The 26,540-nt window shown below is 67.1% G+C and carries 21 protein-coding genes; 12 read left to right on the top strand and 9 right to left on the bottom strand.

The genetic code is table 11. From position 1 onward, the window contains the following. Window positions 1-13: 13 nt before the first annotated feature. The 11 genes from ATK74_RS08395 to ATK74_RS08345 all read left to right on the top strand — a co-directional run bounded on the left by ATK74_RS08395 (window position 14) and on the right by ATK74_RS08345 (window position 14,017). A complete protein-coding gene (locus ATK74_RS08395) occupies window positions 14-769 on the top strand; it encodes an enoyl-CoA hydratase/isomerase family protein (RefSeq protein ID WP_098460602.1) in 756 nt (251 codons plus the stop codon). A gap of 13 nt (window positions 770-782) precedes the next feature. Further along, complete coding sequence (locus ATK74_RS08390; RefSeq protein WP_098460601.1) at window positions 783-3,365, top strand: AMP-binding protein; 2,583 nt, start codon at window positions 783-785, stop codon at window positions 3,363-3,365. An 11-nt stretch (window positions 3,366-3,376) separates the two neighbouring features. Next, the gene (locus tag ATK74_RS08385; RefSeq protein WP_098460600.1) at window positions 3,377-4,531 is read left to right on the top strand and encodes an acyl-CoA dehydrogenase; all 1,155 of its coding nucleotides are present in this window, start codon (window positions 3,377-3,379) and stop codon (window positions 4,529-4,531) included. 9 nt (window positions 4,532-4,540) lie between these two features. Next, the gene (locus ATK74_RS08380; RefSeq protein WP_098460599.1) at window positions 4,541-5,320 is read left to right on the top strand and encodes a TIGR03084 family metal-binding protein; all 780 of its coding nucleotides are present in this window, start codon (window positions 4,541-4,543) and stop codon (window positions 5,318-5,320) included. Window positions 5,321-5,329: 9 nt separating this feature from the next. Next, on the top strand, window positions 5,330-6,574 hold the full coding sequence (locus ATK74_RS08375; protein WP_098460598.1) for a CoA transferase: 1,245 nt from the start codon (window positions 5,330-5,332) through the stop codon (window positions 6,572-6,574). 54 nt (window positions 6,575-6,628) lie between these two features. After that, window positions 6,629-7,846 (top strand): CoA transferase, encoded by a 1,218-nt coding sequence (locus ATK74_RS08370; protein WP_098460597.1) that lies wholly within the window; start codon window positions 6,629-6,631, stop codon window positions 7,844-7,846. Between the two features lie 32 nt (window positions 7,847-7,878). Next, the gene (locus ATK74_RS08365) at window positions 7,879-9,174 is read left to right on the top strand and encodes an MFS transporter (RefSeq protein WP_098460596.1); all 1,296 of its coding nucleotides are present in this window, start codon (window positions 7,879-7,881) and stop codon (window positions 9,172-9,174) included. Between the two features lie 61 nt (window positions 9,175-9,235). Further along, entirely contained in the window at window positions 9,236-10,519 is a 1,284-nt protein-coding gene (locus tag ATK74_RS08360; RefSeq protein WP_098460595.1) for an MFS transporter, read from the top strand. Next, entirely contained in the window at window positions 10,519-11,289 is a 771-nt protein-coding gene (gene fixA, locus ATK74_RS08355) for a putative electron transfer flavoprotein FixA (RefSeq protein ID WP_098460594.1), read from the top strand. The genes ATK74_RS08360 and fixA overlap by 1 nt, the downstream gene beginning before the upstream one ends. Beyond that, window positions 11,286-12,203 (top strand): electron transfer flavoprotein subunit alpha/FixB family protein, encoded by a 918-nt coding sequence (locus ATK74_RS08350; protein ID WP_098460593.1) that lies wholly within the window; start codon window positions 11,286-11,288, stop codon window positions 12,201-12,203. The genes fixA and ATK74_RS08350 overlap by 4 nt, the downstream gene beginning before the upstream one ends. A 248-nt stretch (window positions 12,204-12,451) precedes the next feature. After that, window positions 12,452-14,017 carry an APC family permease gene (locus ATK74_RS08345; RefSeq protein WP_098462154.1) on the top strand — a complete coding sequence of 522 codons (1,566 nt, stop codon included), beginning with the start codon at window positions 12,452-12,454 and terminating at the stop codon, window positions 14,015-14,017. An 843-nt stretch (window positions 14,018-14,860) separates the two neighbouring features. Here ATK74_RS08345 and ATK74_RS08335 read toward each other — a convergent pair. The 7 genes from ATK74_RS08335 to ATK74_RS08310 all read right to left on the bottom strand — a co-directional run bounded on the left by ATK74_RS08335 (window position 14,861) and on the right by ATK74_RS08310 (window position 20,721). Then, window positions 14,861-15,439, bottom strand: a complete 579-nt coding sequence (locus ATK74_RS08335) for a DUF4760 domain-containing protein (protein WP_143483593.1) — start codon at window positions 15,437-15,439, stop codon at window positions 14,861-14,863. After that, window positions 15,432-16,439: an FkbM family methyltransferase gene (locus ATK74_RS08330; RefSeq protein WP_098460590.1), complete on the bottom strand. Its 1,008-nt coding sequence runs from the start codon at window positions 16,437-16,439 to the stop codon at window positions 15,432-15,434. Before ATK74_RS08330 ends, ATK74_RS08335 begins: the two co-directional genes overlap by 8 nt. A gap of 319 nt (window positions 16,440-16,758) precedes the next feature. Continuing rightward, entirely contained in the window at window positions 16,759-16,932 is a 174-nt protein-coding gene (locus ATK74_RS15365) for a hypothetical protein (protein WP_169923784.1), read from the bottom strand. An 81-nt stretch (window positions 16,933-17,013) separates the two neighbouring features. Next, entirely contained in the window at window positions 17,014-17,460 is a 447-nt protein-coding gene (locus tag ATK74_RS08325) for a nuclease-related domain-containing protein (protein ID WP_169923783.1), read from the bottom strand. A 121-nt stretch (window positions 17,461-17,581) separates the two neighbouring features. Next, window positions 17,582-19,021 (bottom strand): response regulator transcription factor, encoded by a 1,440-nt coding sequence (locus ATK74_RS08320; RefSeq protein ID WP_169923782.1) that lies wholly within the window; start codon window positions 19,019-19,021, stop codon window positions 17,582-17,584. A gap of 467 nt (window positions 19,022-19,488) precedes the next feature. Next, window positions 19,489-20,232, bottom strand: a complete 744-nt coding sequence (locus ATK74_RS08315; protein WP_098460587.1) for a VIT1/CCC1 transporter family protein — start codon at window positions 20,230-20,232, stop codon at window positions 19,489-19,491. A 126-nt stretch (window positions 20,233-20,358) separates the two neighbouring features. Further along, window positions 20,359-20,721, bottom strand: coding sequence for a DUF5997 family protein (locus ATK74_RS08310; RefSeq protein ID WP_245840846.1), 363 nt, complete (start codon window positions 20,719-20,721; stop codon window positions 20,359-20,361). Window positions 20,722-20,763: 42 nt separating this feature from the next. Between ATK74_RS08310 and ATK74_RS08305 the strand changes: the two genes are divergently transcribed. Further along, window positions 20,764-21,468 carry a LysR family substrate-binding domain-containing protein gene (locus ATK74_RS08305; protein WP_169923781.1) on the top strand — a complete coding sequence of 235 codons (705 nt, stop codon included), beginning with the start codon at window positions 20,764-20,766 and terminating at the stop codon, window positions 21,466-21,468. Here ATK74_RS08305 and ATK74_RS08300 read toward each other — a convergent pair. Both ATK74_RS08300 and ATK74_RS08295 read right to left on the bottom strand, forming a co-directional pair. Then, window positions 21,396-25,691: a YDG domain-containing protein gene (locus ATK74_RS08300; RefSeq protein ID WP_098460584.1), complete on the bottom strand. Its 4,296-nt coding sequence runs from the start codon at window positions 25,689-25,691 to the stop codon at window positions 21,396-21,398. The two genes, ATK74_RS08305 and ATK74_RS08300, sit on opposite strands and share 73 nt — an antisense overlap. A 314-nt stretch (window positions 25,692-26,005) precedes the next feature. Beyond that, window positions 26,006-26,503, bottom strand: coding sequence for a YciE/YciF ferroxidase family protein (locus ATK74_RS08295; RefSeq protein WP_098460583.1), 498 nt, complete (start codon window positions 26,501-26,503; stop codon window positions 26,006-26,008). Window positions 26,504-26,540: the final 37 nt, after the last annotated feature.

The raw sequence follows: 26,540 nt of genomic DNA, 5'->3' as shown, positions 1-26,540 counted from the left end.
GGAAGGACTCACCATGGACGACGCCGTCTACGCCGAGCAGCTCGAGCCCGGCATCACCGTGCTGGTGCTGAACCAGCCGCGCAAGAAGAACGCCATCAGTGCGCCGATGATGGTCCGGCTAGGGGAGTTGCTCCGCCAAGCCGACGCGGACGAGGCGACCCGGGTGGTCATTCTGCGCGGCGCCGGGGAGAACTTCTCCAGCGGCGGTGACCTGCGCCAGACCCCACCGGATCAGGTCAGCCTGGCCAACACTCGGGCCACCCTGCGTCCCTACCTGGACGTGATTCGCCAGGTCCGGCGGATGGCCACCCCGGTGATCGCCATGGTGGACGGCTACGCCGTGGGCGGCGCGTTCTCGCTGATGCTGGCCTGCGACCTGGTCTGCGTCTCCGACCGGGTCCAGGTGGTGCCGGCCTTCTGCAAGATCGGCATCGTCCCGGAGATGGGGCTGGCCAAGTTCCTGCCGCAGCTGGTCGGCGACAAGCTCGCCAAGGAGCTGCTGTTCACCAATGCGGTGCTCGGCGCCTCCGACCTGCTCGGCTACCGGCTGATCAACCGGGTGTTCCCGGCCGATCAGCTGGTCGACGGCACCCTGGCCCTGGCTCGGGAGGTGGCCGCGATGCCGGCCCTGTCGATCCAGCTGACCAAGGGGATGCTTAACGCCGGCTACGACGACGGCCTGGACGCCATGCTCGAGACCGAAGCCACCGCGTCCCCGTTCTGCGCGCACAGCGGAGCCTTCCGCGCGCCCGGCGGCGAGCAGAGCTGAGCCGGCTACGTCGATGAACGCCCTTCCACCCGCTTCGGGTCGGCCCAGCCTGGCCGGCTTCGCCAATGTCGCAGAGCCATTCGTGGCTGCTGCGCGGGCAAATCCGGAGCGGACCGCGATCATCTGCGGCGGGCACGAGTACAGCTATGCCGAGGTCAACGCCCGGAGCAACCAGATCTGCGCGCTGTTGGCTGCGCGTGGGGTGCGTCCCGGTGATGCCGTGGCCTACTTCCTGCCGAACTGCGCCGCTCTGATCGAGGTCTACTACGCCATTCAGAAGCTCGGCGCGGTGGCGGTCCCGGTGAACGCCCGCTCGATTGCACCCGAGCTGGAGTACTTCCTGCGTACCTCGGACGCCACGGTGCTGCTGTTCTCGAGCCGGTTCGCCGAGGTCGTCAGTGCGGCCCGCGGCGAGGTGGACGGGCTGCGGTCGGTGCTGTGCGTGGACGGCGCAGTCGAGGGTGCGGAGGATCTGGGCCCGCTGCTGGACAGGTTCAGCGCCGCCGAGCCGGAGCTGTTCCGCGAGCCCGAGGCGCTGTCCCGGATCCAGTTCACCGGCGGCAGCACCGGTGCCCCGAAGGCGGCCGAGCGCACCCACCGGGCCGACCTGACCGAGTTCGAAGGAGTCTTCGGCTCCAACGGGATGTTCGCCGATGAGGCGAAGGTGGTGCTGATCCAGTGCCCGCTGGAGCACCACGGGGGCCACTCCTGGTTCGGCAGCGCGCTGGCCCTGGGGGCCACCTTGGTGCTGTGCTCGTCCTTCGACCCGGATGAGATTCTGACCAGCATCCAGCGCTACCGGGTCAGCTACATCATCTTGTTGCCGCCGACCACCTACGTGCGGCTGATGGCGCATCCACGGCTGGGCGAGTACGACCTGTCCTCGGTGCGACTTGTGCAAAGCTCGGCCGGCGGCACCAGCCCCGAGATCGTGGCCGACATCTATCGGACGTTCCCGAACGCCATCATGAACTACGGCTGGGGCCAGACCGAGTCCGGCCTGGGCTGCAGCCTGGTGCTCACCCGGGAGATGGCGCTGAAGCGGACGCCCCGGATCCGCAGCATCGGCCGGCCGATGCCGCTGATGGAGATGCGGATCGTCGACGAGGACGGCCAGCCGGTCCCCGACGGCGTTGTCGGCGAAGGCGTGTGTCGCTCGGCAGCGGTGATGCGCGGCTACCACGGGCAGCCCGAACTGACCGCGGCCGGCTTCACGGCCGACGGCTGGTGGCGCACCGGCGATCTGATGCTGCGCGACTCCGACGGCTACTTCTACCTGGCCGGGCGCAAGCGCGAACTGATCAAGTCCGGCGGCGAGAACGTCTTCGTCGGTGAGGTGGAGTCGGTCGTCCGCGAGCATCCGGCCGTGCTGGACGCCATGGTCTACGGCGAGGCCGACCCGGTGCTGGACGAGGCCGTTGCCGCCGTGGTCGAGCTGCGTCCGGGCGCCTCCCTCACCCTTGCCGAACTCCAGTGCTTCTGCCGGGGACGGCTGGCCGGCTTCAAGAAGCCGCGCTCGCTGACGGTCCTGCCCAGCCTGGGCCGGGACTTCGCCGGCAAGCTGCATCGGGCCGAGGTGATCCGGCGCAGCCGTGATGCCCGGGCCCGGCTGGCGTCGCTGAAGCGTCGTCCCGAGCTGGACGAGGTGCTCACCCAGGTGCACAGCGACCCGGCCGTCTACCGGGTCACCATGCCGATGCTGCCCCGGCACGCCGCGACCACCAACGCCTACCTGGTCGAGGGGACCCAGGGCTGGCTGCTGATCGATCCGGGTGCGGCCAATGAGGTTGCCCACGGCAGCCTGCTACGCGCGGTCGAACACCTGCAGGCCGAGGTGTCTGCGGTCTATCTCAGCCACGAGCATGCCGATCACTCCGGACTGGTGGCCCGCTGGCTGGGGGAGTCGCCGCTGGTTCGCAGTGCCGCCGCCTTCGGCCCGTCCCGGGTCAGCGAGCGGTTCACGGCGGCCGGCTTCGCGGCCGACGAGGTGATCCTCTACGCAGGCCTGCAGCTGCGCGCCTGCCCGGCCGAGGTGCCCGAGCTGCCCAGTCTGCTGGTTGGCGACGGCGATCAGCTCACCCTGGCCGGCCTGGAGATGCAGGTGGTCGCAACCCCCGGCCACACCGACGGGCATCTGTGCTTGTACCTACCGAAGTCGAAGCTGCTGTTCAGTGGTGATCACGTGCTCTTCGAGCTGCCGCCGGCGCTGTTCTCGGAGACGGGTGATCCGGTGGCCAACTACTTCGAGAGCCTGCGCCGAGTGGCCGCTCTCGACGTCGAGACCGTCCTGCCCGGCCACGGCCGGGCTCGCGGACGCGACGAACTGGCCACCCGGCTGCGCCGGCTGCGGCGGCACCACGAGCGCCGCCAGGCCGAGCTGGTCGCGCTGGTCGCGGCCCATCAGCCGGTGACCGCGGCCGAACTGATCATCACCCATCGAGCACCGCACCGGGAGTGGACAAAGGTCGCCCCCGGGCGTCGCTGGTCGATCGCCAGCACCACCTTGGCCCGGCTGGAGCACCTGGTCGCATCCGGTGCCTTGGCCACCACCATCGGCCCGGACGGGCTGATCCGCTACCACGTCGAAAGTAACTGAAAGAGGACGAGATGGACTTCCAGATCACTGAGGAGCAGGAACTCCTGCTGGAGAGCCTGCGCGAAGTGATGGCGCGCTCCGGCAGCGAGGACTACATGAAGGAGTGCTACGCCGAGCATCGCTACCCCCAGGAACTGGTGGACGCTCTGAACGAGGCGGGCTTCTCGATGCTGGGCGTGCCCGAGGAGCACGGCGGCACGCCGGTCGACACCCTCACCTTGATGCTGGTGGCCGAGGAGATCTGCCGCCTCGGCGGGCCGCACTTCGTCTTCGGACAGGCGCTGTCGATCGCCGACATGCTGGAGTTCGGTTCGCCCAAACAGCAGGCCGAGTGCATGGGCGAGATCACCGCCGGCCGGGTCGGCTTCGTCCTGGGCTTCACCGAACCGCAGGCCGGCTCGGACTCCAGCGCCATCGCCACCACCTTCACCCGCCGCGACGGCAAGGTCTACCTGAACGGCCACAAGACCTTCATGAGCAATGCCCAGCGGGCGCGCTACATGCTCTGCCTGGCCCGCAACTCCGAGCCGGACACCGAGGCCAACAAGAAGAACGCCTTCACCATGTGGTGGGTGCCGATGGCCGCCAAGGGGATCACGGTCGAGCCGCTGTCCAAGATCGGCTGGCACATGATGGACACCTGCGAGGTCTACCTCGACGAGGTCGAGCTGGACGAGTCCGACCTGGTCGGAGTCGAGGGCAACGGCTTCATGCAGCTGATGATCAACTTCGAGGTCGAGCGCCTCCTGATGGCCTCCAGCCTGCTGGGCATGGCTGAGTGCGCCTTCGAGGACGCCGCCCGCTACGCCAACCAGCGGATCCAGTTCGGCAAGCCGATCGGGGCCTTCCAGCTGACCCAGGAGAAGATCACCTACTCCAAGCTGCGCATCGAGAACATGCGCAACCTGATTCACAAGACCGCCTGGAAGATCGACAACGGTCAGTCGGTGCAGATCGACTCGGCGCTGGCCAAGCTCTACTGCGCGCAGGAGGCCAACAAGGTCATCGACGACGCCATGCAGATCATGGGCGGCATCGGCTACACCACCGACTGCCGGATCTCTCGGCTGTGGCTGGACGCCCGGGTGCAGCGGATCGGCGGCGGCACCGACGAAGTGATGATCCACATCGCCGGCCGCTCGATCCTCAAGCAGTACCAGGACTGAGGCTCAGCCATGAAGAGCATCGTCAGTGATCTGCTGGCCGAGCAGGCCCAGGTGGACGCCGTCCTGGACGGGCTGCCCGAGAGCGTGTGGAACTCGCCGTCGGCAAACTGCGAGTGGACGATCAAGCAGGAACTGCAGCACGTGGCGGCTTTCGACTACGCCGCGGTGCGGATGATCGGCGGCGGGTTCACCTGCGTCAACGGGGTCTCCGATGTGGAGTTCGGGCACGACGCGATCTACACCCCGACCGCCTTCGGCCACCTGACCGGCGCCGAGACGATGACCTGGTGGCGCGAGCAGCGCAGCCGGCTGGCCGTGACCTTCCTGGACACCGACCCCAAGGCCCGGATCCCGTGGGCGCCGGGGCTGCCGATGTCGGCCAAGTCGCTGGCCTCGGCGCGGCTGATGGAGCTGTGGGCGCATTCGGTGGACATCTACGACGCCCTCGGCCTGGATCCGGTGGTCAAGGACCGGATCGTCAGCACCTTGTTCCTGTCCTGGCAGGCCCGTCCGAACGCTTACCGGATCAACGGGCTCGAGCTGCCCGATACCCCGCTCTACCTGTCGGTGACGTTGCCGTCGGGGGAGCTGTGGAATCGCGGCGAGCCGGACGCCGCCAACCGGATCAGCGGCACGGCCCGGGACTGGGCGCTGGTCGCCGTGCGACGCCGCAACTGGATGGACACCGACCTGGAAGTGGTCGGTGACGAGGCCCGACGGTTCGCCGGCATCGTCCAGACCTTCGCCGGGGAAGCCTCCTCGGTGGCTCCGCCGAAGAACCCGCGGTAGGGGACGACGATGCCAGCACGTCTTTCCCAGCCGGAGTTCGGCCTGCTCAACGGCTACCGGGTGGTCATGATCGGGCTCTCGGTGGCCGCCCCGTTCGCCGGTGAGCTGTTCGCCGAGCACGGCGCCGAGGTGATCTGGATCGAGAACCCCAAAGCGATCGACTCCTCCCGGGTGGCTCGCCGCTCCGGGGCCTGGCAACAGGACCGGCGCAACATGCGCAGCCTGTCGCTGGACTACGTGCATGGCGCCGGACGGGAGGTCTTCGCCCGGCTGATCGAGACCGCCGATGTGTTGGTCGAGGCCTCGGTGGGCGGCCGGTTCGCCAAGATCGGCTACTCCGACCAGACCCTGTGGGAGCTCAACCCCGGCTTGGTGATCGCCCACATCTCCGGCTTCGGCCAGACCGGCGACCCGAGCTATGTGTCCCGGGCCAGCTATGACCCGATCGCGCAGGCGTTCGGCTGCGTGATGCGGATGAACGGGTTGCCCGGACAGCCGTCCGCGCCGGCCATGCCGTTCCCGGCCGACTATGCGGCTGGCATGTTCGCCTTCGGGATGGCCAATGCGGCGCTGCTGAAGCGCCAGCAGACCGGACGCGGCGAGAGCCTCGACATCGCCCAGTTCGAACTGATGATGCGGCTGCAGGCCAACTATCCGACCGACTACTACCGCTATGGCTTAGACTACACCAAGGAAGGCAACCGCAGCCGGATCTGCGCCCTGTACGGGACCTACACGGCCGCCGACGGTGAAGAGCTCTACGTGCTGGTGCTCGGAGCCGGGGTGGTGCCGAAGGTGCTGGCCCTGCTCGACCTCGACTACGGCAGCGAGCTGTTCCCGACCGGCTCCACCTTCGTCCCGGTGGATACCGTGGCTGCGCAGGTGCTGGAGGCGTCCTTCGCCGAGTTCCTCAGCGTGCACACCGCCGCCGAGGTCGAGGAGATCCTGGCCGGGGCGGGTATCCCGTGTTCGCGGCTGATGGATTACGAGGCAGCCCGCACTCACCCGCAGTACGTGGCCCGTCAGGTGATCACCGAGTGGCTGGCCACCGACGGACAGACCCGGATCCCCGGCGTGAAGGTGGTCCCCGAGGTGGCCGGCTATCCCGGCCAGGTCTGGCGCGGCGCCCCGACCGTGGGCATGGACAACGACGAGATCCTGGCCGACTTGGGGATCTCCGCGCAGCTGCGCGACGAGCTCTACGCGGCCGGCCAGTTGACCCGCCGAGAGTACTTCGAGACCACCGGCGGCTGACCCGTCCGGTTCCCACGTAAACCCACATCCACTAGCAGAAACAGAGGTAGGCCGATGAGCCCCTTGCCCCCTCCGAAGTTCGGAAACCTGCAGAACCTGAAGGTGATCAACGCCTCCTCGGTGGTCGCCGGCCCGTTCATGTGCGAGCTGTTCGCCGAGCAGGGTGCCGACGTGATCCAGGTGGAGAGCACCCTGGTGCCCGACATGTACCGGCTGTGGCCGCAGTCGTGGTCCATGGAGCGGCGCAACCAGCGCTCGATGACCCTGAACATCCCGACCCCGCAGGGCAAGGAGGTGCTGTTCCGGCTGCTCGCCGACGCCGACATGCTGGTGGAGTCCTCCCGCGGCGGCACCTGGGCGTCCTGGGGGCTGACCGACGAGGTGCTGTGGCAGGTCAAGCCGGATCTGGTCATCGTCCACGTCTCCGGCTTCGGCCAGACCGGCGACCCGGGCTACCTGCGGCGGGCCTCCTTCGACTCGATCGGCCAGGCGTTCAGCGGCTACATGGCCATCAACGGCTTCCCCGATCCGCTGCCGCCCTACGTGACCAAGCCCTACACCGGTGACTTCATCGCCGGCCTGTTCGGCGCCTGGTCGTCGCTGGCCGCGGTGATCCGGGCCCGGGAGACCGGGGTCGGCGAGAGCATCGACGTGGCCCAGTTCGAGTCGATCGTCCGGCTCCAGGCGTCCTACCTGACCGACGGACTCAACAAGGGCAAGCAGGCTCCCCGGATGGGCAACCTCGACACCGTCGGTGCTTGTCAGGGCACTCAGCAGTGCCGCGACGGCTGGATCTTCATCGCGGTCGGCGGCGCCAAGGCTGTCCGCGGCATGATCGAGTTCTTCGGCCTGGGCGATGACCCGGACTTCCAGGGCACGATCCAGTCGATCACCCGCAACTTCCCCGAACGGGCTCGCAAGTTCACCGAGAAGCTGGACCAGTTCTGCCTGGACCACACGGTGGCCGAAGTCGAAGCGACTTTCGCTCCGATGGGCGTCGCGCTCAGCCCGATCATGACCTACCAGATGATGCTCGAGAACTCCCATTACCAGCAGCGCGGGGTGTTTGAGAGCTGGCAGGACATCCAAACCGGCGAAGAGATGCTCGGTGCCACTCCGGTGCCGAGATTCGCCAACAACCCGAGTCGGACGGTGCGCGGTGGTGCCCCGTACGACTTCGACACCCGCTCGGTGCTGACTGAGCACGGCTTCAGCGACGAGCACATCGACGAGCTCTACCAGCTCGGAATCCTCAACAACGGCGCGAAATAGCGCCACAACCGTCACCTGACAGAGAGGTCAAAATGACAACCAACGCCACGCCGGGCAACCTCGCCCCGCTGGCTCCGAAGACCGGTTTGGGCTCGAACTATGCCTGGCTGATCGTCGTCGCCTGTATCGGCTTCTACGCCATTCCGGTCGGAGTGGTGGGTAACACCTCGGGCGTCTTCCTCACCCCGGTGATGAAGGAGACCGGGTGGGATCGCACCACCGCCTCCTTGTACATGACCCTGCAGCCCTGGGTTGCCGCGCTGTGCACGCCTTTCGCCGCCAAGATCATGGCCAAGTACAACCCGCGCTGGGTGCTCACCATCACCGCCGCGCTGTACGGTCTGGCGACCATCTGGACGGCCTACGCCACCCAGCCCTGGGAGTGGCACGCCTACGGCGTCATCTACGGCATCTGCTGCTCGTTCTTCATGTTCTTCGCGGTTCCGACCCTGATCAACGCCTGGTTCCGTAAGGGAGCCGGGGTCGCCCTCGGCGTCGCCGGTGCCACCTTGAGCCTGATCGCCGCCCTGTGCAGCCCGTGGGCACAGTCGATGATCGCCACCAGCGGCTGGCGCTCGGCCCGCCTGGTGTTCGGCATCATCATCACCGTCATCCCGACGATCCTGACCGCACTGTTCGTCCGCCGCGATCCGGCCAGCATGGGCGTGCTTCCCTACGGCGCAGAGGCGCAGTCCGCGGCCTCGTCCGATGCCCCGGGGGCCTCGGTTCAGGACGGCGCCACCCTCGACCAGGCGCGTCGCTCGTTCTCGTTCTACCTGCTGATCCTGGTGGCCGGCTTCTTCGTGCTCTGCGCGGCCTTCTTCCAGCAGATCCCGTCGTTCGCGGCGACCGGCCCGCTGGGTGCCGCCGCCGGTGCCCTGGCCGTCTCGATCGTGATGATCGGCTCGACCATCGGCAAGTTCCTGCTCGGCTGGATGAGCGACAAGATCGGCAGCATGGCCACCGGCGTCTTCGCCGCGCTGTGCGGTGCACTCGGTGTGGCCATGGCCTTCTTCTCCGGAGCCAACGTGACGGTGTTCTACATCGGCATGGGCATCTTCGGCATCGGCTTCGCGGCGCTGACTGTGGTGGCTCCGATGCTGGCCCGCGAAGGTTTCGGGACGGCGAACTACTCCGACATCTACCAGTGGGTCTCCACCGGCATCTTCATCTTCAGTGGTGCGGCCGCGCTCATCTACGCGCAGATCTTCGACCTCACCAAGAAGTTTGACGCTGCGTTCATCCTGGTCATCGTCATGTACGTGCTGACCGCGGTGTTCATCCCGATCATCGTCAAGAACGCTCGCAAGAGCTGGGCCAAGGCCTGAGTCGTTGCTTGCTGGGACGGCCAACGGGCCGTCCCAGCAGGGGACGCGGAAAGCGACTTCAATGACCAGTACGTCTTCGCGCAGTTGGTGGCCCTGGCTGGTTCTGCTGGGCTGCATTGGTTGTTACTCGATCCCGGTGGGGATGATCGGAAACACCGCCGGGCTGTTCGTGGCGCCGGTGATGACCGAGTTCGGCTGGGACCAGACCAGCACCACCATGTACCGCACCCTGCAGCCCTTGGTGGCTGCCGTGTGCACCCCGATCGCCGGACGGATGTTCGCCCGGTACTCGCCGCGGGTGATCCTCACCATCACGTCGGTGATCTTCGGCCTCTCCTCGGCTGCCACCGCCTACGCCACGCAGTTGTGGCAGTGGAACCTCTACGGCGTCATCTACGGCGTGACGTGCGCCTTCTTCATGTACCTGGCAGCCCCGGTGCTGGTGAACCGCTGGTTCCACAAGAGCAACGGCCTCGCCTTGGGGCTCACCGCGGCCGTCCTCAGCGTGCTGGCCGCCCTGACCAGCCCGATCACTCAGGCCCTGATCACCTCGCACGGCTGGCAGTACTCGCGGCTGGTGATCTGCCTGGTGGCCACCGTGATTTCGGTGGTGCTCACCTTCCTGTTCGTCCGGGACAGCCCCGAGAAGATGGGACTCAAGCCCTACGGCGCCGATGAGGCACCGTCCGGCAACGAGCCGTCCGATGCCGTCCGCGGTGGCGAAGGTGCCACCCGCGCGCAGGCATTGGCCAGCCCAGGGCTCTACCTGGTGATCCTGATCGCGGCCATCATCGTGATGACGGCGGCCTTCTTCCAGCAGGTGCCGGCCTACACGGCCAAGAGCCCGCTCGGCGCAGCGGCCGGGGCGATGGCGGTCTCGATCGTCATGATCGGCGGCACCATCGGCAAGCTGGTGCTCGGCTGGCTGGCTGACCGGATCGGCGTGAAGCCGACCTCGATCGCAGCCATGCTGTGCGGAGCCCTCGGCATGCTGCTGGCCTATCTGGCCACCGACGTGTGGCTGTTCTACCTGGGCATGGTGATCTTCGGGGTGGGCTATGCCGGCCTGACCGTGATCGTCCCGCTGCTGGTGCGCAACTGTTTCGGGAGCCTGAACTACGCCGAGATCTACTCGTGGGTGTCCACCGGCATCTTCTTGGCCACCTCGCTGTCGTTCCTGATCTACGGACGCATCGTCGACCTGACCGGCTCCTTCGCCTGGTGCTTCTACCTGGTGATCGGGCTCTACCTGCTTGCTGCGGTGCTGATCGTGCCTGCGGTGAACCTGTCCCGAGGCGCCTGGGTGCCGAAGGACCGAGACCTGACAACCAAGGTGGGAGTTTGATGAAGATCGTTGCCTGTTTCAAGGTCGTCCGGGACGAGCGTGACCTCGTGGTCGCGCCCGACCGGACGGTCACCCTCGACGCCTGCGGCCTGCGGGTCGGTGACTACGACCTCAATGCCATCGAGGCCGGCGCGCAGCTGGCCGCCGATGGCGGTGAGCTGGTGGCGCTGACCGTGGGTGGCGAGGAGGTTCGTGACTCCAAGCTGCGCAAGAGCGTCCTGTCCCGCGGCGTGAGCGCGCTGACCTCGGTGGTCGATCCGAGCCTGACCACGGCCGACGCCGGCGTCACCGCCGAAGTCCTGGCTGCGGCCGTCGGACGGGTCGAGGGCGTCGACTTGGTCGTGTGCGGTGAGGGCTCGGCGGATCGCTATGCGCAGCAGGTGGGCGCGCAGCTGGCGGCCCGGCTCGGGCTGCCGTACCTGAACGCGGTCAGCAAGATCGAGGTCTCCGCGGACGGCCTGGTGGTCGAGCGGACTCTGGACGGGGTGGTCGAGACGCTGGCAGTGCCGCTGCCGGCGGTGCTCTCGGTGACCTCGGACCTGAACTCGCCCAGGATCCCGACGATGAAGGACATCCTCGGGGCCGGCAAGAAGCCGGCGACCGACTGGTCGCTGGCCGACCTGGGAGTGGCGTGCTCCGGACCGGCTAGGGTGGCCGGGCCGGAGCGCGCGCCGGAGTCCCGGCAGCGGGCCGGAGCCGTGTATGAGGCGGCTCAGCAGCAGGAGTTCTTCGACGCTCTGCGTCGGCTGATCGGGAAGGATGCCAAGTGAAGGCGAAGCGAGCCGTTGTCTACGGCGAGTCGGTCGGGGGCTACGCGGAGTTGTGCGCAGGGGCGTCCGCCCTTGCCGAAGAGGTGATCGCGGTGGTGGTCGGGTCGGCCGACCAGGCGTGCGCGGTGGCCGAACTCGGGGTGGCGGTACGCCTGCTGGAGATCTCCGAGGACGTGTGGCTGGACGACTGCTGGCCGGTGCTGATCGAGGAGATCACGGCCCTGCAGCCGGAGCTGGTGCTGCTGCGGGCCGGCAAGCGGGTCCGGGCGTTGGCCGGACGGCTGTCGGTGGCGACCGGGATGCCGGTGGCCAGCGATGTGGCCTCCCTGGCTGAGGCCGAGGCCGGCTTCGAGTTCGGGCTGGTCCGCTACGGCGGAGCGACCGAGCAGGCCTCGGTGGCGCCATCGGTGATCGCCATCGTGGGCCCTGGACTGTTCGCCCCGGCCGCCCCGGTCGGCGGCGGATCGGTGACCACCATCGACGCCGCGGTGGCGTCCGGCCCGATTCGGCTGATGTCGCGGGCGCCGCTGGCCGAGGAGAGTGTGGATCTCGGCGTGGCCGAGGTCGTGGTCGGCGTGGGCCGGGGGATCGGCTCGGTGGAGAACGTGGCCCGGGCCGCCGAACTTGCCCGCAAGCTCGGCGGTGAGCTGGCGTGCAGCCGTCCGATCGCCGAAGGGCTGGGCTGGCTGCCCAAGAACCGCTATCTGGGGGTCTCCGGCGCGGTGATCTCACCGAAGGTGTATCTGGCGCTGGGCATTTCCGGCCAGGTGCAGCACCTGGTGGGCGTGAACGGTTCGAAGGCGATTGTGGCCATCAACAAGGACAAGAATGCGCCGATCTTCGGTCATTGCGATCTTGGCCTGGTTGCCGACCTCGAGGCGATGCTGCCGGAGCTGCTCGACAAGCTCGCCTGAGGCTGGTGGACGTCTGCGTCACGTCCACCACTGAGCCAGGTTGGGGGCCCGCGGGGTGGCCTCCAACCTGGCTCTTCTGCGTCCGGCCCCGGTTGGTCGTGAGCCGCGGACCCATGGGGAGCGGACCGGGAGGCCAATCCCGATGAATGAGTGGTGAGATAAATGGGAAATCCCTACCCAACGGCATTCATTTGGGGGATATGCTCGCCGCCACTGTTGTACTGACCCACACTCCCGAAGAGGTCACCATGGACGGCGCTGTCCACAGTCACGAGCATGCCGATATCGACGCCGAAGGGCTCGTTGACAAGGGGTTACGCAAGGGTTCGGTGTCCCTGGTTGCGGCCGTGTCAATCGGGCTGGCGGCCACGGCGCCGGCCTACTCGCTGACCGGCGCGCTGGGCTGGGGTGCGGCCGCGTCCGGCTACCAGTTGCCGATCATCTTCCTGATCTCGGTGATCCCGATGTTCTTCGTGGCGCTGGCCTACAAGCACATGACCGAGGTGGCGCCGGACTCCGGCACCGTGTTCACCTGGGGCTCGATGGCGATCGGCCCCTACACCGGCTGGATCGGTGGCTGGGGGCTGTTCTTGTCCAGCACGCTGGCCGGGGTCGGCGCGGCCGAGGTGACGGTGAATGCCGTAGTCACGGTCGCTGGGCTGGAGGACCCGCCGATCCTGCTGCGAGCGGCGATCGGTGCGGCGTTCATCCTGCTGACCACCTGGCTGGTGGCCCGGGGTGCGGAGGAGTCGTCGCGCACCACGCTGCTGCTGACCATCGTCCAGTACGGCGGACTGATCGTGTTCGCCCTGATCATGGTGGCCGCCGTGCTCAGCGGCAATGCCGCCCCGACCGCCGAGCCGTTCTCCTGGGAGTGGTTCAACCCGCTGGCCATCAACGGCTACGACGCCATGATGGGCGGCTTCCTGGTGGCGCTGTTCATCTTCTGGGGCTTCGATGCGTCCCTGGCCATGTCGGAGGAGTCCGGCGGCAACGCGAAGCAGGCCGGACGTACCGGCGTGATCTCAATGACGATCATCCTGGTCACGTACGTGGTCTTCGCGGTCGCGGCCCTGGCCTACGCCGGGATCGACGAGACCGACCCGCTCAGCCTCACCCATCCCGACAACATCGACGACGTGTTCGGCTCGATGGCCACGGCCGCGGTCGGGACCTGGGGTGCGGTTGTCGCGGCCCTGATCATCGCGGTGTCGGCGTTCTCGGCCACCATGTCGACGGTGATGCCGACCGCCCGCAACCTGCTGGCCATGGCCAGCTACAAGGCGCTGCCCAAGCGCTTCGCCAGCGTGGACGAGGCCACCGCGGCCCCCAAGGTGGCCACCTGGGCCATGGGCCTGCTGACCTTGGCGATCTACCTGGGCCTGAGCCTGACCAGCGACTCGATCGTGGCCGACTCGGTCTACAGCGTCGGCATCTCGATCTGCGTGTACTACATCGTCGCGTCGCTGTCGTCGGTGGTGTACTTCCACCGGACGGCGTTCGCCTCGGTGCGGACGGCCTTCGGTCAGGTGATTCTGCCGGCGATTGCGGTGGTCGTTCTCGGCTACGTCCTGGTCGTCGAGGCCGGCAACATGATGGACCCCGAGTACGGCTCCGGCAGCTCAGTGATGGGCGTCGGCACGGTGTTCATCGTCGGCGTCCTCGGAATGGCGCTGGCCATTCCCCTGATGCTCGCCTGGCGGATCAAGGCCCCCGCCTTCTTCAAGGGTCGGACGCTCCCGAAGCAGCGGGCACACTGGGTTCGGGATGGAGCTGGCCCGTCTGTTGGTGATTCTCGCTCTGAACTCGAATGACGGACCTGTGTCTGTCGGCAGCCGTTCAGGTCGCGTGAGCGCGATCTTCGCTCTCGGACCTGTGGTCACCGAGCCGAGGACCAGTGGTACGGGATCACATGGACAAAGAACTGCGCTAGCGCGTTGGCCGCAGCGGCGACGAGCCCAACCTTCAGGGCCACCAAACCGGGCCTATAGAGGCAAGACCCACCGCCAAGCCGATGAAGTCTCGCTTGACTGACCTGCCACGCCTCGAACTCATCTATCCCGCCTCCTTCCCAGAGACTCTCGCCAGTGTCATCTGAGCAGAAGGTGCCGACACTTCGGATGGGCACCCTCGAACTGGCTGCATCGCGTGCGATCCTCAACCGTCGCAGCATCGCCGTGGCTAGGAGGACTCGGAGCGTCCCCGGCGAGCGCCAGGCTCGTACGGATATGGTGCTTTTGGACGAGCAAAGACGATCCTTTGTGATCGGACCAAATGGCCCGACTGGAGAGGTTGCGACTGGACGTCGACCGAGCGAGTCTGTTTTCGTGCCCGTGCCGAAGAAGGACCAGGCGGCGAACATCCAGGATGCCCTGTCCGACGGCCTCGAAGTCGTCGGCGAGAAGATCGCGGGCAACCACGCCATCGACCAGCTCCGCCGCGAAGTCAGCATCTGGCGCCAGCGCGGCTACCAGCGGGTCGGCCCGATCTCGCGCAAGCTCTTCAACCACTGGGCCGATCCAGATCGGGACAAGAAGTGGTGGGGATCGACGGATAGGGCCGCCTACCCGTGCGCCGCCCACCGCGCTAAAGGGACTGCCACGCACCGTTGGGAGTCCCAGGGCAGACTCGGCAGGAAGTGTCGCAGCCGCCTTCTCCTACTTCCTCAGAAACTGGCGCACGGCATTATCCTGCAAAAAAGTGTGCGGGTCGATCTTCTGTTTGGACGACCAGGCGATGGTGAGTTCCCGCGGGTAGTTGCCATCAGGACCAAAGCGACGCTTCTTGGAAAGACTATCCCATTCCCGAACAAGTTTGGGAAGGACTATCTGTGTCGATTTCAGGTACTGAGAACCAAATGTTGCGTACTGGCTCTCTAGCCACGGGGCGAGCACGTATATTGTGCGAAAGACTGTGTCGCCGTACATTCGCACGAAGTCTCGGCGATCCAAGTCTCCGGTGAGGACTAAGGTCGAGACGACGTCGAGGTATCCGACCCAGGTGGCGATATTTTCACGACTCGTATCGTTCCACTTTCTGTGCTTGTCGCGGTCCAGCTTGTAAATTGCCTTGCGGGCATCCTTCACTTGAGTGCGACGGAACCACTCGGCCACTTGAATAAGCGATTGAACTCGCCCATGCGTGCGGTTTGAGCGATAAGTGACGATCGCGGCTCCGACGCTCAAGAGCACGAATATGGCATTGGCTGCTGTAGCAGCTGCAATAATCTCATTCATTTCCTGCGCAGCCTTCGTTGAGTGAGAGTGACTGTGTACGTGAGCGTGCAGAGATAGTCTTCAGAACTCGAGCGCGGCTCGTTGCGACCTGGATCGCGCTTGCTAGCTTCTCCAGTCCGACAAGACCTTCCTCTGGCAGAGCGGCTAGCGCGTTAATTCCGTCCGAGCCGGAATTCACATCCAGCAGCGTCGTGCCCAGTATGGAGGCCGCCAGCTGCGGCAACCACGGATTCGCCGAGTTCGAAGACTCAGTGCCATCTGGATTAGGCGCCTCAAGGGACGCCTGCGGAGGGACATCCAGGACGAAGTGGTCAGTGCTGCATGCCGGATAGATGAGTCGCGCCAAGTCCTGATGCTCCTCGGCAAGGAAATATCTAGACACGCCGTCAAACATCACTTCACAATATCTGGCCGCTATCAACAAGTCCCGCCACTCAGCGCTTGAGTCGAGGAGTGACACAGGATGCACCGATTCCACTACGATTATCCACGGTCTGTACTCATCCAGATCTATGCCGCGAAGCGCGTTGGCTTCCGCTCCTTCAACATCGAGAACCATGAAGTGAAAGGCCTCCCGAGCCCACTCCGCGGAACGGAGCAGATCGTTCAGCGTTACCATTCGAGACGACGTGCGCGTGACGCGGTCGGGATATGAGTCGGCAACGCTTGGCACCATCGTCGATCTCGCGCCACCAGAGACGCGGTAGAAGGGCACGGAGTCCCGAGTCGAGTCGCCGATCAGCGCCTGAACAACGCAATCATCTGGACGCATAGCACGGCACAGGTGGGCAAACTCCTCCTGCGGCTCTACGAGGATTCCTCGCCACCCTCGCTCATAAAGAGCGTAGCTTGTGGACTTGACGCTGGGATGGTACGCGCCTACCTCGAGGTAGTGGCCGCGATCAACCGCGCCACCAAGCGCCCTGTATAGAACCACATCCTCTTGGTTCTGGGCATAGGAGCGAAAGACTTCTTGAGAAGGTGTCATGTCCCTGACCACTAGTGGTTGGCTACTTGATTCAATCCTATCCTTCGCAGTCGGCGGTTCAGGGCCGCTAGTCACGTCGAAGGCGTTGCCATACGAGATCGGCGGATGATGATGGCCGACTTGCTCAACTCTAGGACCTTGGCTCGCGCCCGAGCTGCCCGCCGGGTCGCTCTGCGAGGCGGACAACGAATGGGGCAGCCGGAGTCCTGATTGGGAACATGTTCTCCCGCGTGAAGTATGCGCCGGGCCGTCTCGGGATCTCGACCGAGGTGCGGCACGGCTCAACGCACCCTCCACTATCACCAGGCAAGCCTGGCGCGAGTAGCTACCGTCAGCGCCAGTCGCTGCCGAGGCGCGCGAGGCCGAACGCGTACTCGACCTGGTCCTGGGAGAGGATCGGGCGGAAGCCACTCAAGAAGCCCGTCAGCCGGCGGCGGGAGACGACGGCAACATCTTCGGGGCGTCGCCTGATGGTGAGGCTTTCTGCATGGACCACGGCGATCACCGGCTGGACCCCGACGGTGGTGTGGAGAGCCCGGCCGAGCCTGGCGGCGACGCGCTTGCCCTCGTAGTGGGCGGCCCCGATCTATGGGACGCGGTTCCCGTTGACCATGAACGTGGCGCCAGCGACCCAGATGCGTCCGCGTGGGTGGTGTTTTGCGTTGATGGTGAAGATGCCGCACGGCCCGATGACCAGATGGTCGATGTCGGCGCCTTGGCGGCCAACGGGTAGCGAGTGCAGGACGTGCCAACGTGGGTCGACGGTAGTCAAGCGAGCGAGTTCGGCCGCAACGAGCCGCTCGCCTTCAACTCCGACCTCCCAGCTTGACCGCCGGTGTGCTCGTCGTCGGCCCCTCCCGGTCGGCACGGCGGCGGCCTGAGCGGCGATCACAGTCTGAAGACGCGAGCCGGGCGCGCTGAACGCGAGATCCGCCACTGTCGGCTCGCCGTCGGGAGGCGGCCAGTCGCCGACGAGTAGCGAGTCGCCCGGGCGCCCTTGTGGATCAGCCCAGGGGTGGGCGGTGTTGGTCACCATCGGGACTGTAGAACTCCGCTGGCTCTGGGATGCCCTGGGGGTGTAGAAGGCCTCTGGTTGCCGGGGAAGGTACAGGCTGGGCATCAGCCGAGCGTGTGGCCGACCAGGCGTCCGGGCCTCAGGCGTTCCGGCGTAGGTAGGCGATCAGCTCGGAGCGCTTGTGGATGCCGAGCTTGGCGTAGATGTGCTGGACGTGGGTGTTGACGGTGTGGGGCGAGATCACCAGCTTCTCGGCAACTGCGGCAGCGGAGTAGCCGAGTCCGATCAGGGCGACGATTTCGCGTTCGCGTTCAGAGAGCTGGAACTCTGTGGCCACCGAATCGACCATGGCGTCCAAGTCGCTGGCCTCGGGAGGTCCGGTGGTGATCACGTGAATGGCGTACTCCTGGCGAACCATGGTCATCGCGAAGCCGCCCAAGACCACAATCAGCACGACGAACGTGGGGGCCAGCGCGACCGTGGCGACCTGCGGCATCCGAGCGAAGATTGTGCCGACAATGATCGCCAGGGTGACCCCGAAGCGGAAGGCGCTGCGCGAAATCGCGAACGCAACCAACGGAGACAGGTAGCCACGCAGGGTCAACACGCCCATGAAGCGCACGAGAAGCAGCTCTAGCAGCAGACAAGTGGCGAGGGCGAGAAGGAACTCGACCAAGTGCGTTTGTGGTGTGGCCAAGAAGGTGGCACAAGCGGCGATCGTGGGCAGAAGAAGCCAGGCGAAGGGCGAGAAGTTGTACCCGCGGCGCCTGGTCCAGAGCCGGACTCCTGCGTAAGCCAGGATCAGGATGGCGCCGCAAGTCACGCCCCAAGCGAACGGGTAGTCGTCTGCCAGCAGATTGGTGAGGGGGATGATCATCACCAGCAGGAAGCAGGTGAAGGCAGCCGTCGCCGACGCCACGGCTGCGGTGACGATGGGGTGCCGGGCGTCGTCCCTGGTCGCGCGTGGCAGCAGCCGTGGAGCTCTGGCGTGTGTCTGTAGCCGAAGGTTGAGGTGCAGCAGAAGGCCGGAGGCAAGGGGGTAGGCCGCTATCACCAGGCTGCGCGCCGGGTTGGGGATCACTGCTGTCGCAATGACCGTCACGAGGAGGAGTCCGCCGTACACCGGCGCGATATGTTCGATCGCGAAGTCGGCGGCCTGGTCGGCGAGCCGCTGGCCCCACATCAGCCACATGATGGCGCTGAAGGTCCCGGTGGTCAGGCTCACCACGAAGTACGGCCAGGGGTTCGGCATGGACCGGTCGAGCAGCCCAGACACCGCGCTGGCAGTGGAGGAGAGCACGGCGGAGGTCCAGATGAGAGCCGGGGTGACGGGCATCCGTGCAGTCCGGCCGAGGCGCCACACGAACAGCAGTGGCACCACCACGGAAGTAAGGGTTGTGGTCACCCGCGACAACACGAGGGTGTCGCCGGATTGAACCAGGCTGGAGACGGGAGAGGTGACGAACCACACCGAGTAGGTCCAGCACAGCAGGAGGGCTAGCCCTACGTAGCGCGTCTGAGGGCCAGCGGCGACGCCGTATGCAGCGGCGGTCGTCGTGGTGCTCGCACCGGCGTCCATCATGGTTCCTTCGGGGCGGGTGTCGGCGGGCCCGTCCAGTCCGCATCTCGGCGATCTTCGCCAAACGAACTGCGCATGATGTTCTCATACCCGCGCCACGGCATCAGTCATTTCTAGTGAGTCGGTGCGCGGCCGGTCAGCGAAAACCGATGAACTTGCTTACCGTGCGGAAATAGGGATGATCACGGGATGCGCGCGCAGCCCGCGCAATGCAAGGTTGTGTCATGCCCCATCCACCCGGGGCATGAAGCGATCAGGTGATGGGCTCCCCCCGGGCCATCCGAAACCAGATCGCCCCTAGATGAGTCGGCCCCTGAGGAACACGAAAGCCGCAGGTTGCTAGACGACTTGTCCATCGGCTCGGGTGAGGCCGCCACCACACCCGAGCCGATGTCCTGCGTTGGGGCTGAGAGTTGCCCAGGTGTCCGATCGACCTGCAGTTGCCGCCCATCCGGCGACTCGGCGAATCAGCCGAGCGTGTGGCCGACCAGGCGTCCGATCCAGTAGGTGATGCCCATGGCCACCAGGCCGCCAAGGACGTTGCGGAGGATCGAGCGCAGCACCGGGGTGCCGCCGGCGCGGGCGCTCAGGTAGCCGGTGAGGACCAGGGCGGCGACCACAGCGACCACGGTGATCGGGATCTTCAGGGCGGTCGGGGCGATCAGGATCGCGAGCAGGGGGAGCGCGGAGCCGATCGTGAACGACACCGCCGACGATCCGGCGGCCACCCAGGGGCTGGTCAGCTCGTCCGGGTCGATGCCCAGTTCGGTCTCGGCGTGGGCGGCCAGGGCGTCGTGCTCGTGCAGCTGGACGGCCACTTGGTGGGCCAGTTCCGGGTCGAGGCCCTTGGCCTCGTAGAGGCCGGCCAGCTCGGCCAGCTCCTCTTCGGGCATCTCTTCGAGTTCGCGTCGCTCCTTGTCGAGCAGCGCCTGCTCGGTGTCGCGTTGGGCGCTCACCGACACGTACTCGCCGACCGCCATCGACATGGCGCCGGCGGTCAGCCCGGCGATGCCGGCGGTGAAGATGGGGAAGAACTCCAAAGTGGCGCCGGCTACGCCGATGACGATGCCCGCGGTCGAGACGATGCCGTCGTTCGCGCCCAGGACGGCCGCCCGCAGGCTGTTCAGTCGGCGAGCGTGTGAGCCCGCCTGGGCCTCAGCCGCTTGGTAGCCAGCCGGGTCGTCCCCGGCCAAAGTCCCGCGCTGCGTCATGATGCCCTTCCCGATCTGCTCGAACCGAGTCGAGCATAATCACGGGTCCTGCCGGAAACCGGCGAATGGGCCTCTTGCTCAGCAGTCCTTGGAGGTCGCACCCGCCCGGGGCGAGCAGCGGCGACCTCAGTCTTCCTTGTTGGCCGCCTTGATCCGCTCGCGCTCGGCGATCACCTTCTGGTGGACGTCGCGCTCGACGTGCAGCCAGCGCGGGGGATTGGCGATCAGTTCGCCGATCTGGTCGGCGGTGAGGGCTTCGGTGATGCCGCCACGGACCAGGCCGGAGCGGGAGACGCCGAGCTTGGCGGCCACCACGTCGCGGGGGAACGGTCCGTTGCGGCGCAGCTCGACCAGCCACTCCGGCGGGTTGTCGCGCAGAGCGTCCAGCTCGTCACGGGTGATCGGTGAGCTCTGGAACTCGGCCGGAGCCGCGGGCAAGTAGATGCCGAGCTTGGCGGCTGCGGTGATGGGTTTCATTGTCTGGCTCACCGGATCAGCCTAGCTGGCCGCCGCCCGGGTTACCCTAACCGGGTGGAGAACCAGGAGCCGGCGGGCCAGCGCGACCCTCGGCCGAACGGACTGCGGGTCGGTTTCGTCCCGGGAGTGACCCTCACCAAGTGGCGCCGAGTCTGGGCCGAACGGTTCCGCAGGGCGACCCTGGAGACCGTCGAGGTTCCCCGGGCCGAGCAGCGGGACGCACTGCTGGCCGGCGATGATCGCCTCGACATGTGCTTCGTCCGGCTGCCGATCGATCGTGACGGGTTACATGTCATCCCGCTGTATGAGGAGCAGCCGGTGGTGGTGGTCCCCAAGGATCATCCGCTGGCCGACTTCGCAGAGGTCAGCCTGGCCGACCTCGAGGGCGAGCCGATCCTGCCCGATCCGGAGTCCGCGGACGCCGCCGATCGGACGGCCTGGGCCGGTGGCCTGTGGCTGACTCCGCAGTCGGTGGCCCGCACCCAAAGCCGCAAGGACTTGGCCATTCGTCCGCTGACGGACGCCGAGCCGACCACGATCGGCCTGGCCTGGCGGGTCGGCGACGAGAACTCGCTGATCGAGGAGTTCATCGGCATCGTCCGCGGACGCACCCTGAACTCATCGCGCACCCAGAATGCGCGCGAGGCCCGCCGGGGCGACCCGGAGCCGACCAAGGCCAAGAAGGCTCAGAAGAGAGTGATCACGCCGGTCGCCAAGGCCACGCCGAGGCCCAGAAGGGGAACCCCCAAGAAGCGGTAGAGCCAGTTCAGCTGGAAGGTCTCACCCTCGCGGGCGAACTGACCGAGGATGGTCAGGGCCAACACCGGCATCCCCAGCACCACGAAGGCGACCTGGACGAACTGTGCCGGATCGGGCACCAGCCACTTCACGAGTGCGGCCAGGGCGCCGCCGATGATCAGGAGCGCCACCGTCCGGATCAGTCCCTTCGGAATCCAGCGCACGGCTCTGCTCAGGTTGGGCAGTTTCGCCTGGTAGGCCGCGAGCACCAGCGGGACGAAGAACAGCACGATCCCGATCGCCAGGTAGCCGTTGAAGCCGATGTAGACGTAGGCGAAGAACAGGTACAGCGCCGTCCGGAGGGCCGCCGAGATGATCTGCTGACGTCGGCTCGGGGGACTGAGCTGCGGCGGGGCGACCGCCGCCAGTCGCAGCGGATAGAAGTGCGCCGCCACCGACTCCAGCAGATAGCGACAGACCATGCCGGCGGCGAACATCGCGACGATCTGCGTGGTGCTGGCCGCCAGCGGGAACTCGGCGCCGGCGATCGCCGAGGTCGCCTTGACGATCGCCGACAGTGCCCACGCCCCGATCAGAGTGGCCAGCACGATGTCGGCCAGTCGGTCGAAGCGCTCAGCGGGGCTGGTCGACGGTGGACGCCGCAGCGGACGTGCCGCCGTCCCGGCCAAGGTGGCCGCGAAGAACACCAGGCTGATCGCCAGCACGGTGCGCACCGCCTCCGGTGAACTCAGCCCGCCGCCGAGAGCGATGGTCAGCCCGTAGGCGATTGCGGCGCCGAAGCCGGCGCTGGCGTCCAGACAGGACAGCACGACGATCGCCAGCACCAGGCCGAGCGCAGGCGGCACGGCCACCAGTCCGGCCGAGAACCCGGCCGCCACTCCCAACCCGATCCCGGCCAGCTGGATCAGCAGTGACCAGGTTCCCCACATGGCCCGCAGATAGGCGGCGTCCCCGAACAGCCGCGCCACCATCGGTGACCACGCGTTCAGCCGCGCCGGTGCGCTCAGACTGATCGCGTCGAACCTGGCCACCATGGGGGAGACCCAGGTCGCCGAGCGATCGCCCCAGGCCGTGGCCTCGCGGCGGAACTTGTGGTGCTTGACCTCGACGGCCTTCAGCGTGCCTCGGCCACGCCTGGTCGCAGCCGCGGCTGCCCCGGCCGCTGCGGCGCCGCCGAGACCCTCGGCTGCACCCACGCCACCACCGAACGTCCCCGCAGCCAGGGCGGACGCTCCGGCGGCCCCCGCGCTGAGCACCCCGAGCAAGGTGAGCGCGGTCAGCATCGTGTCCGCCGACTCGTGGGCGTGCTCGGCCGAGGTCGGGTCGTAGCTGGGGTAGCTGATCCCGCCGATCGTCTTCTGCTCTACCGGTGGCGGGGCACTGGGCGATATCTGGGGCGTGGCGGCCGGCGTCGGCTGCGGAAGCGGCGCGGTGGGCGTGGCTGAGGGCCGCACCACAGTGGGCGCGGGCGTCGGCACGTCGGAGGGCGACGGCGTCGGCACGTCGGTGGGTGATGGCGCCGGAGTAGCGCTGTGGCGAGGGACCACCGGGACGGTCACCGTGTAGCCGGCCACCGCGCGCACCGAACTGCCGTCGGTGCCGAAGCCGTAGGCGGCCAGCGTGTGGCGGCCGGCCTCCAAGGTGGTTGGCACCTTCAGCCGCAGGGTCGCGTCCCCGGCGCTGTCGGCGATCGCGGTACCTAACAGGATCGGCGTCGAGTAGGTGTAGATCGACACCTGTGAGCCCGGCGCGAAGCCGCTGACCGTCACCTGGAAGTTGGCGCCGACCGGCACGCTGTCCAGCGCCTGTCCTCGTTGGTCGCTGACCGTGGCGGAGGTGTCGCCGGTGGAGGTGGTCGGTGCAGAGCCGGGGGCGATCGACGTCGGTGCGGTGAACGTCCCCTCAGCAGCTGTCGCCCCGGACGCGCCCGCGTCGGTGGCCGCCTGTACCGAGAACCGGTAGTCGGTCTTCGGCTTCAGGCCGGTGATCACGCACCACGTCCCGGTGGTCTGGCAGCTCGCTCCGCCCGGCTGTGCGGTCGCGGTGTAGCGCACGTGGCCGGCGCCGCCATTGTTGGCCGACGGTGTCCAGGACACCGATGCCTGGTTCAGACCCATCGTGACCGCCACGTCAGGGACGGCCGAAGGCGGCCCGGCCAACACGGTGACGCCGAGCTCGGCGGACGCGCCCAGATAGTCGATCGTGGCCGGGATCTCGGCGCGCAGCACGCAGCTGCCTGCCGAGCGGAAGGTGAGCGCGCGACCGTCCAGGGCACATCCGGCGCTGCCGGCGTCCACAACGGAGTAGCTGATCGTCCCATCGCCTTCCGTGGTGGCAACCGGCACCGAGGTGCCGCTGTCGGTGAACTGCCAGGACGAGGCCAGCTCCCAGCCCACGCTGCGGGTGAGCTTCGCCACGGTGACGGTGATCTGGGCGTGCGCCTCGAGGTTGTTCTCGGTGGCGGACGCGACGGCCTGCAGGGTGCAGGTGCCCACACCGGAGAAGCTCAGCTTGCCCTCATGCAGCGTGCAGTCGGCCGAGCCGGCGTCGGTCACGGCGTAGCTGAGCTCGCCGGCGCCACTGGTGCTGGCCGCCGGCAGGGCGTCCCCGCTGTTGCTGGGCAGCAGCGAGTAGTCCGACCAGCTGATCACCTGAGCGGACGGGTTGATCTCGCCGGCGATGTGCGGATCGAGCACATAGTTGCCGGCCTCATCGCCGGTCAGGCTGAGCCCGTCGATGGTGACGCTCCGGGTGCCGGCTCCCGCCACCTCGTAGCGGGCCCCCGTGATCGAGCCGGCGACCTGAACCTTGTCGGAGCCCAGTACTCCGCTGAGCTGCGCGGTCCCGTGCACCGATGCGTCGGTGGTGCCGTCGTAGTCCTTGACGGCGGTCAGTCCGGTCAGGGTCAACTGTCGTTTGGCGACCTCGACCTCGTCCTCAACGGTCTCGGCGGCCGCATAGTTGGTGCTGCCCGCCTGAGCGGCGCGAACCCGACAGCTGCCGGCCGCGACGGCGACCAAGCTGCCATCGGAGACCGTGCACACCTGAGGAGTCAGCGAGGTCAGCTCCACGCTCAGCTCGGAGCTGGACGACGCGGTTACGTCCCCCGACTCGCCGTAGGTCAGGCTGTCGGGCAGGTTCAGGCTCACTGTCTGCGACGCCTGCTGAATGTCCCCGGCGATGGTGTCGGCCAGCAGGTAGTTGTCGGCCTGGGCTCCGGTCAGGCCGAGTCCGTGCACGGTGACCACCCGGGAGCCGGCCTGCGCAGAGTCGAAGCTCGCTTCGGTGATGGTGCCACTCAGGCCGACCTGATCGCCGTCCACGACGCCGCTGAGCCCGGCCGTCCCGGTCACCTCCGCGACGGTGTTGCCATCAAAGCGTTTGGACGCACTCAGGCCGGTCAGGGTCAGGGTCCGAGGTTCCACCGTGAAGGTGCTGCGCACCGCGGGCGCGGCAGAGACGTGCGGTCCGCCGCTCTGGGTTGCCTCCAACTCGCAGGTCCCGATGCCAGTGGGCGTGATCGTCCAGGTGCCCACATTGTCGGGGTCATAGCTGGCGGACGAGGCGGTGCAGACCAGGGGCGTCAGCGAGTTCAGGCTTACTGGCTGAGCCATGCTGGTGCTCGCCGAGTAATCGCCCGTGTCGCCATAGGTGAGGCTCTCCGGCGCAAGCGCAGTGATTGCCTGGGGACATTCGGTGAGCAGGGTGAGCGGGACCGTCGAGTGCAGCGTGTAGTTGCCATTGGCGCCGGCGTCATAGCTGGTTGCGACGACATAGCCGCTGGCGTTGACTGGCACATCGGCGAGGTAGGCGTCATAGCTCTCCGGCCCGGCACCGGAGTCATCGTCTTCGGCCGACACCGTGGTCTGGTCGAGGAGTACCTGAAGGAAGGGGTCGAACCACCCCTCGTCGGAGCCCTCCATGTAGAAGCTGGCATCGCCGACATCGGCAGACGTCACCCACAGATCGCCGTAATACCCGTAGCCACGCGCGGGATTCATGCAGGATCCGCTGGTCAGAGACCCGGTGTACTGATAGGCGAAGCTGAGCGGCGCTCCGTCGTTGTCGGCCACCTCCGCATGCGCGGGAGTGGCGGCGGCGATCGATGCCAGCAGCAGACCGGCCACCGAAAGGCCGATCAGCGACAGTCTGGCCGACCGTCGGCCATGCCGGACGGGACGGGCTGGAGAGGTGATGGTTCTCTTCTGGAGAGCGCCAGACATCAGCTACTCGACTCCTCATCGAAAAGCGTGGGACGGGCGGGCCGCGGGGGCCCCGCGCCGACACCGCACTCCTCGGTCGCCCAGGTTTTGGTGAATTCCGCGGCTACTGGCTGATCAGGGCGGGTGCTGGCGGCTTTCTGGTATGCGCATTGGTCCAGGCACTGGTGCAGAAATGGCTATATCGCCGCTGTGCCAGCACTGGCCGTGATCGGCTGCCCCGGCTGTCGTCGAGTTTCCGGGTCAGCTGTCCTGGGCGGCGGACATGGAAGTGGCCAGGGTGCGTGCACCCTGGCCACTCGTCTACGGCGACACCCTCACTCGGTCAGGGTTGCCTTCACATTGGCCATGGCGTCGGCGATGTCGGTGAGCAGGTCGTCGGTCAACGCCTCCTCCTCCAGCGTCTCGCCCAACAGCTCGGCGGCCTTGTCCAGGCCGAGCAGGCCGGCCCAGCGCCGCAGCGTCCCGTAGCGGGTGATCTCGTAGTGCTCGACGGCCTGGGCCGAGGCGATCAGCGCCGCATCTCCGGCCGGGGTGCCACCAAACTCGCGCAGCGCGCCGCGTCCCTCCTTCAGGATGCCCTCGATGCCGTCGCACTTCTTGATGTCCGGCTCGACGCCGAGCAGTCCGAACACCTGCTCCAGGCGGACGATCTGGCCCTCGGTCTCGCTGTGGTGATGGCGGAAGGCTTCGCGCAGGCGCTCGGACTCTGCGGCCGACTCCAACTCCTGCAGCGATCCGAGGATCTCCTGCTCGGCGTAGTACACGTCCTTGAGCGTCTCCAGGAAGAGATCGTCCAGTCCTTTGGTTTCCATCTGTTCTCCTTGCGTGGGGTGCTGTGGTCCTGCGTCT

This window comes from Propionicimonas paludicola (assembly GCF_002563675.1).
GTDB classification, from domain to species: Bacteria; Actinomycetota; Actinomycetes; order Propionibacteriales; family Propionibacteriaceae; genus Propionicimonas; species Propionicimonas paludicola.
This window is presented reverse-complemented; position numbering and strand designations above follow the sequence as displayed.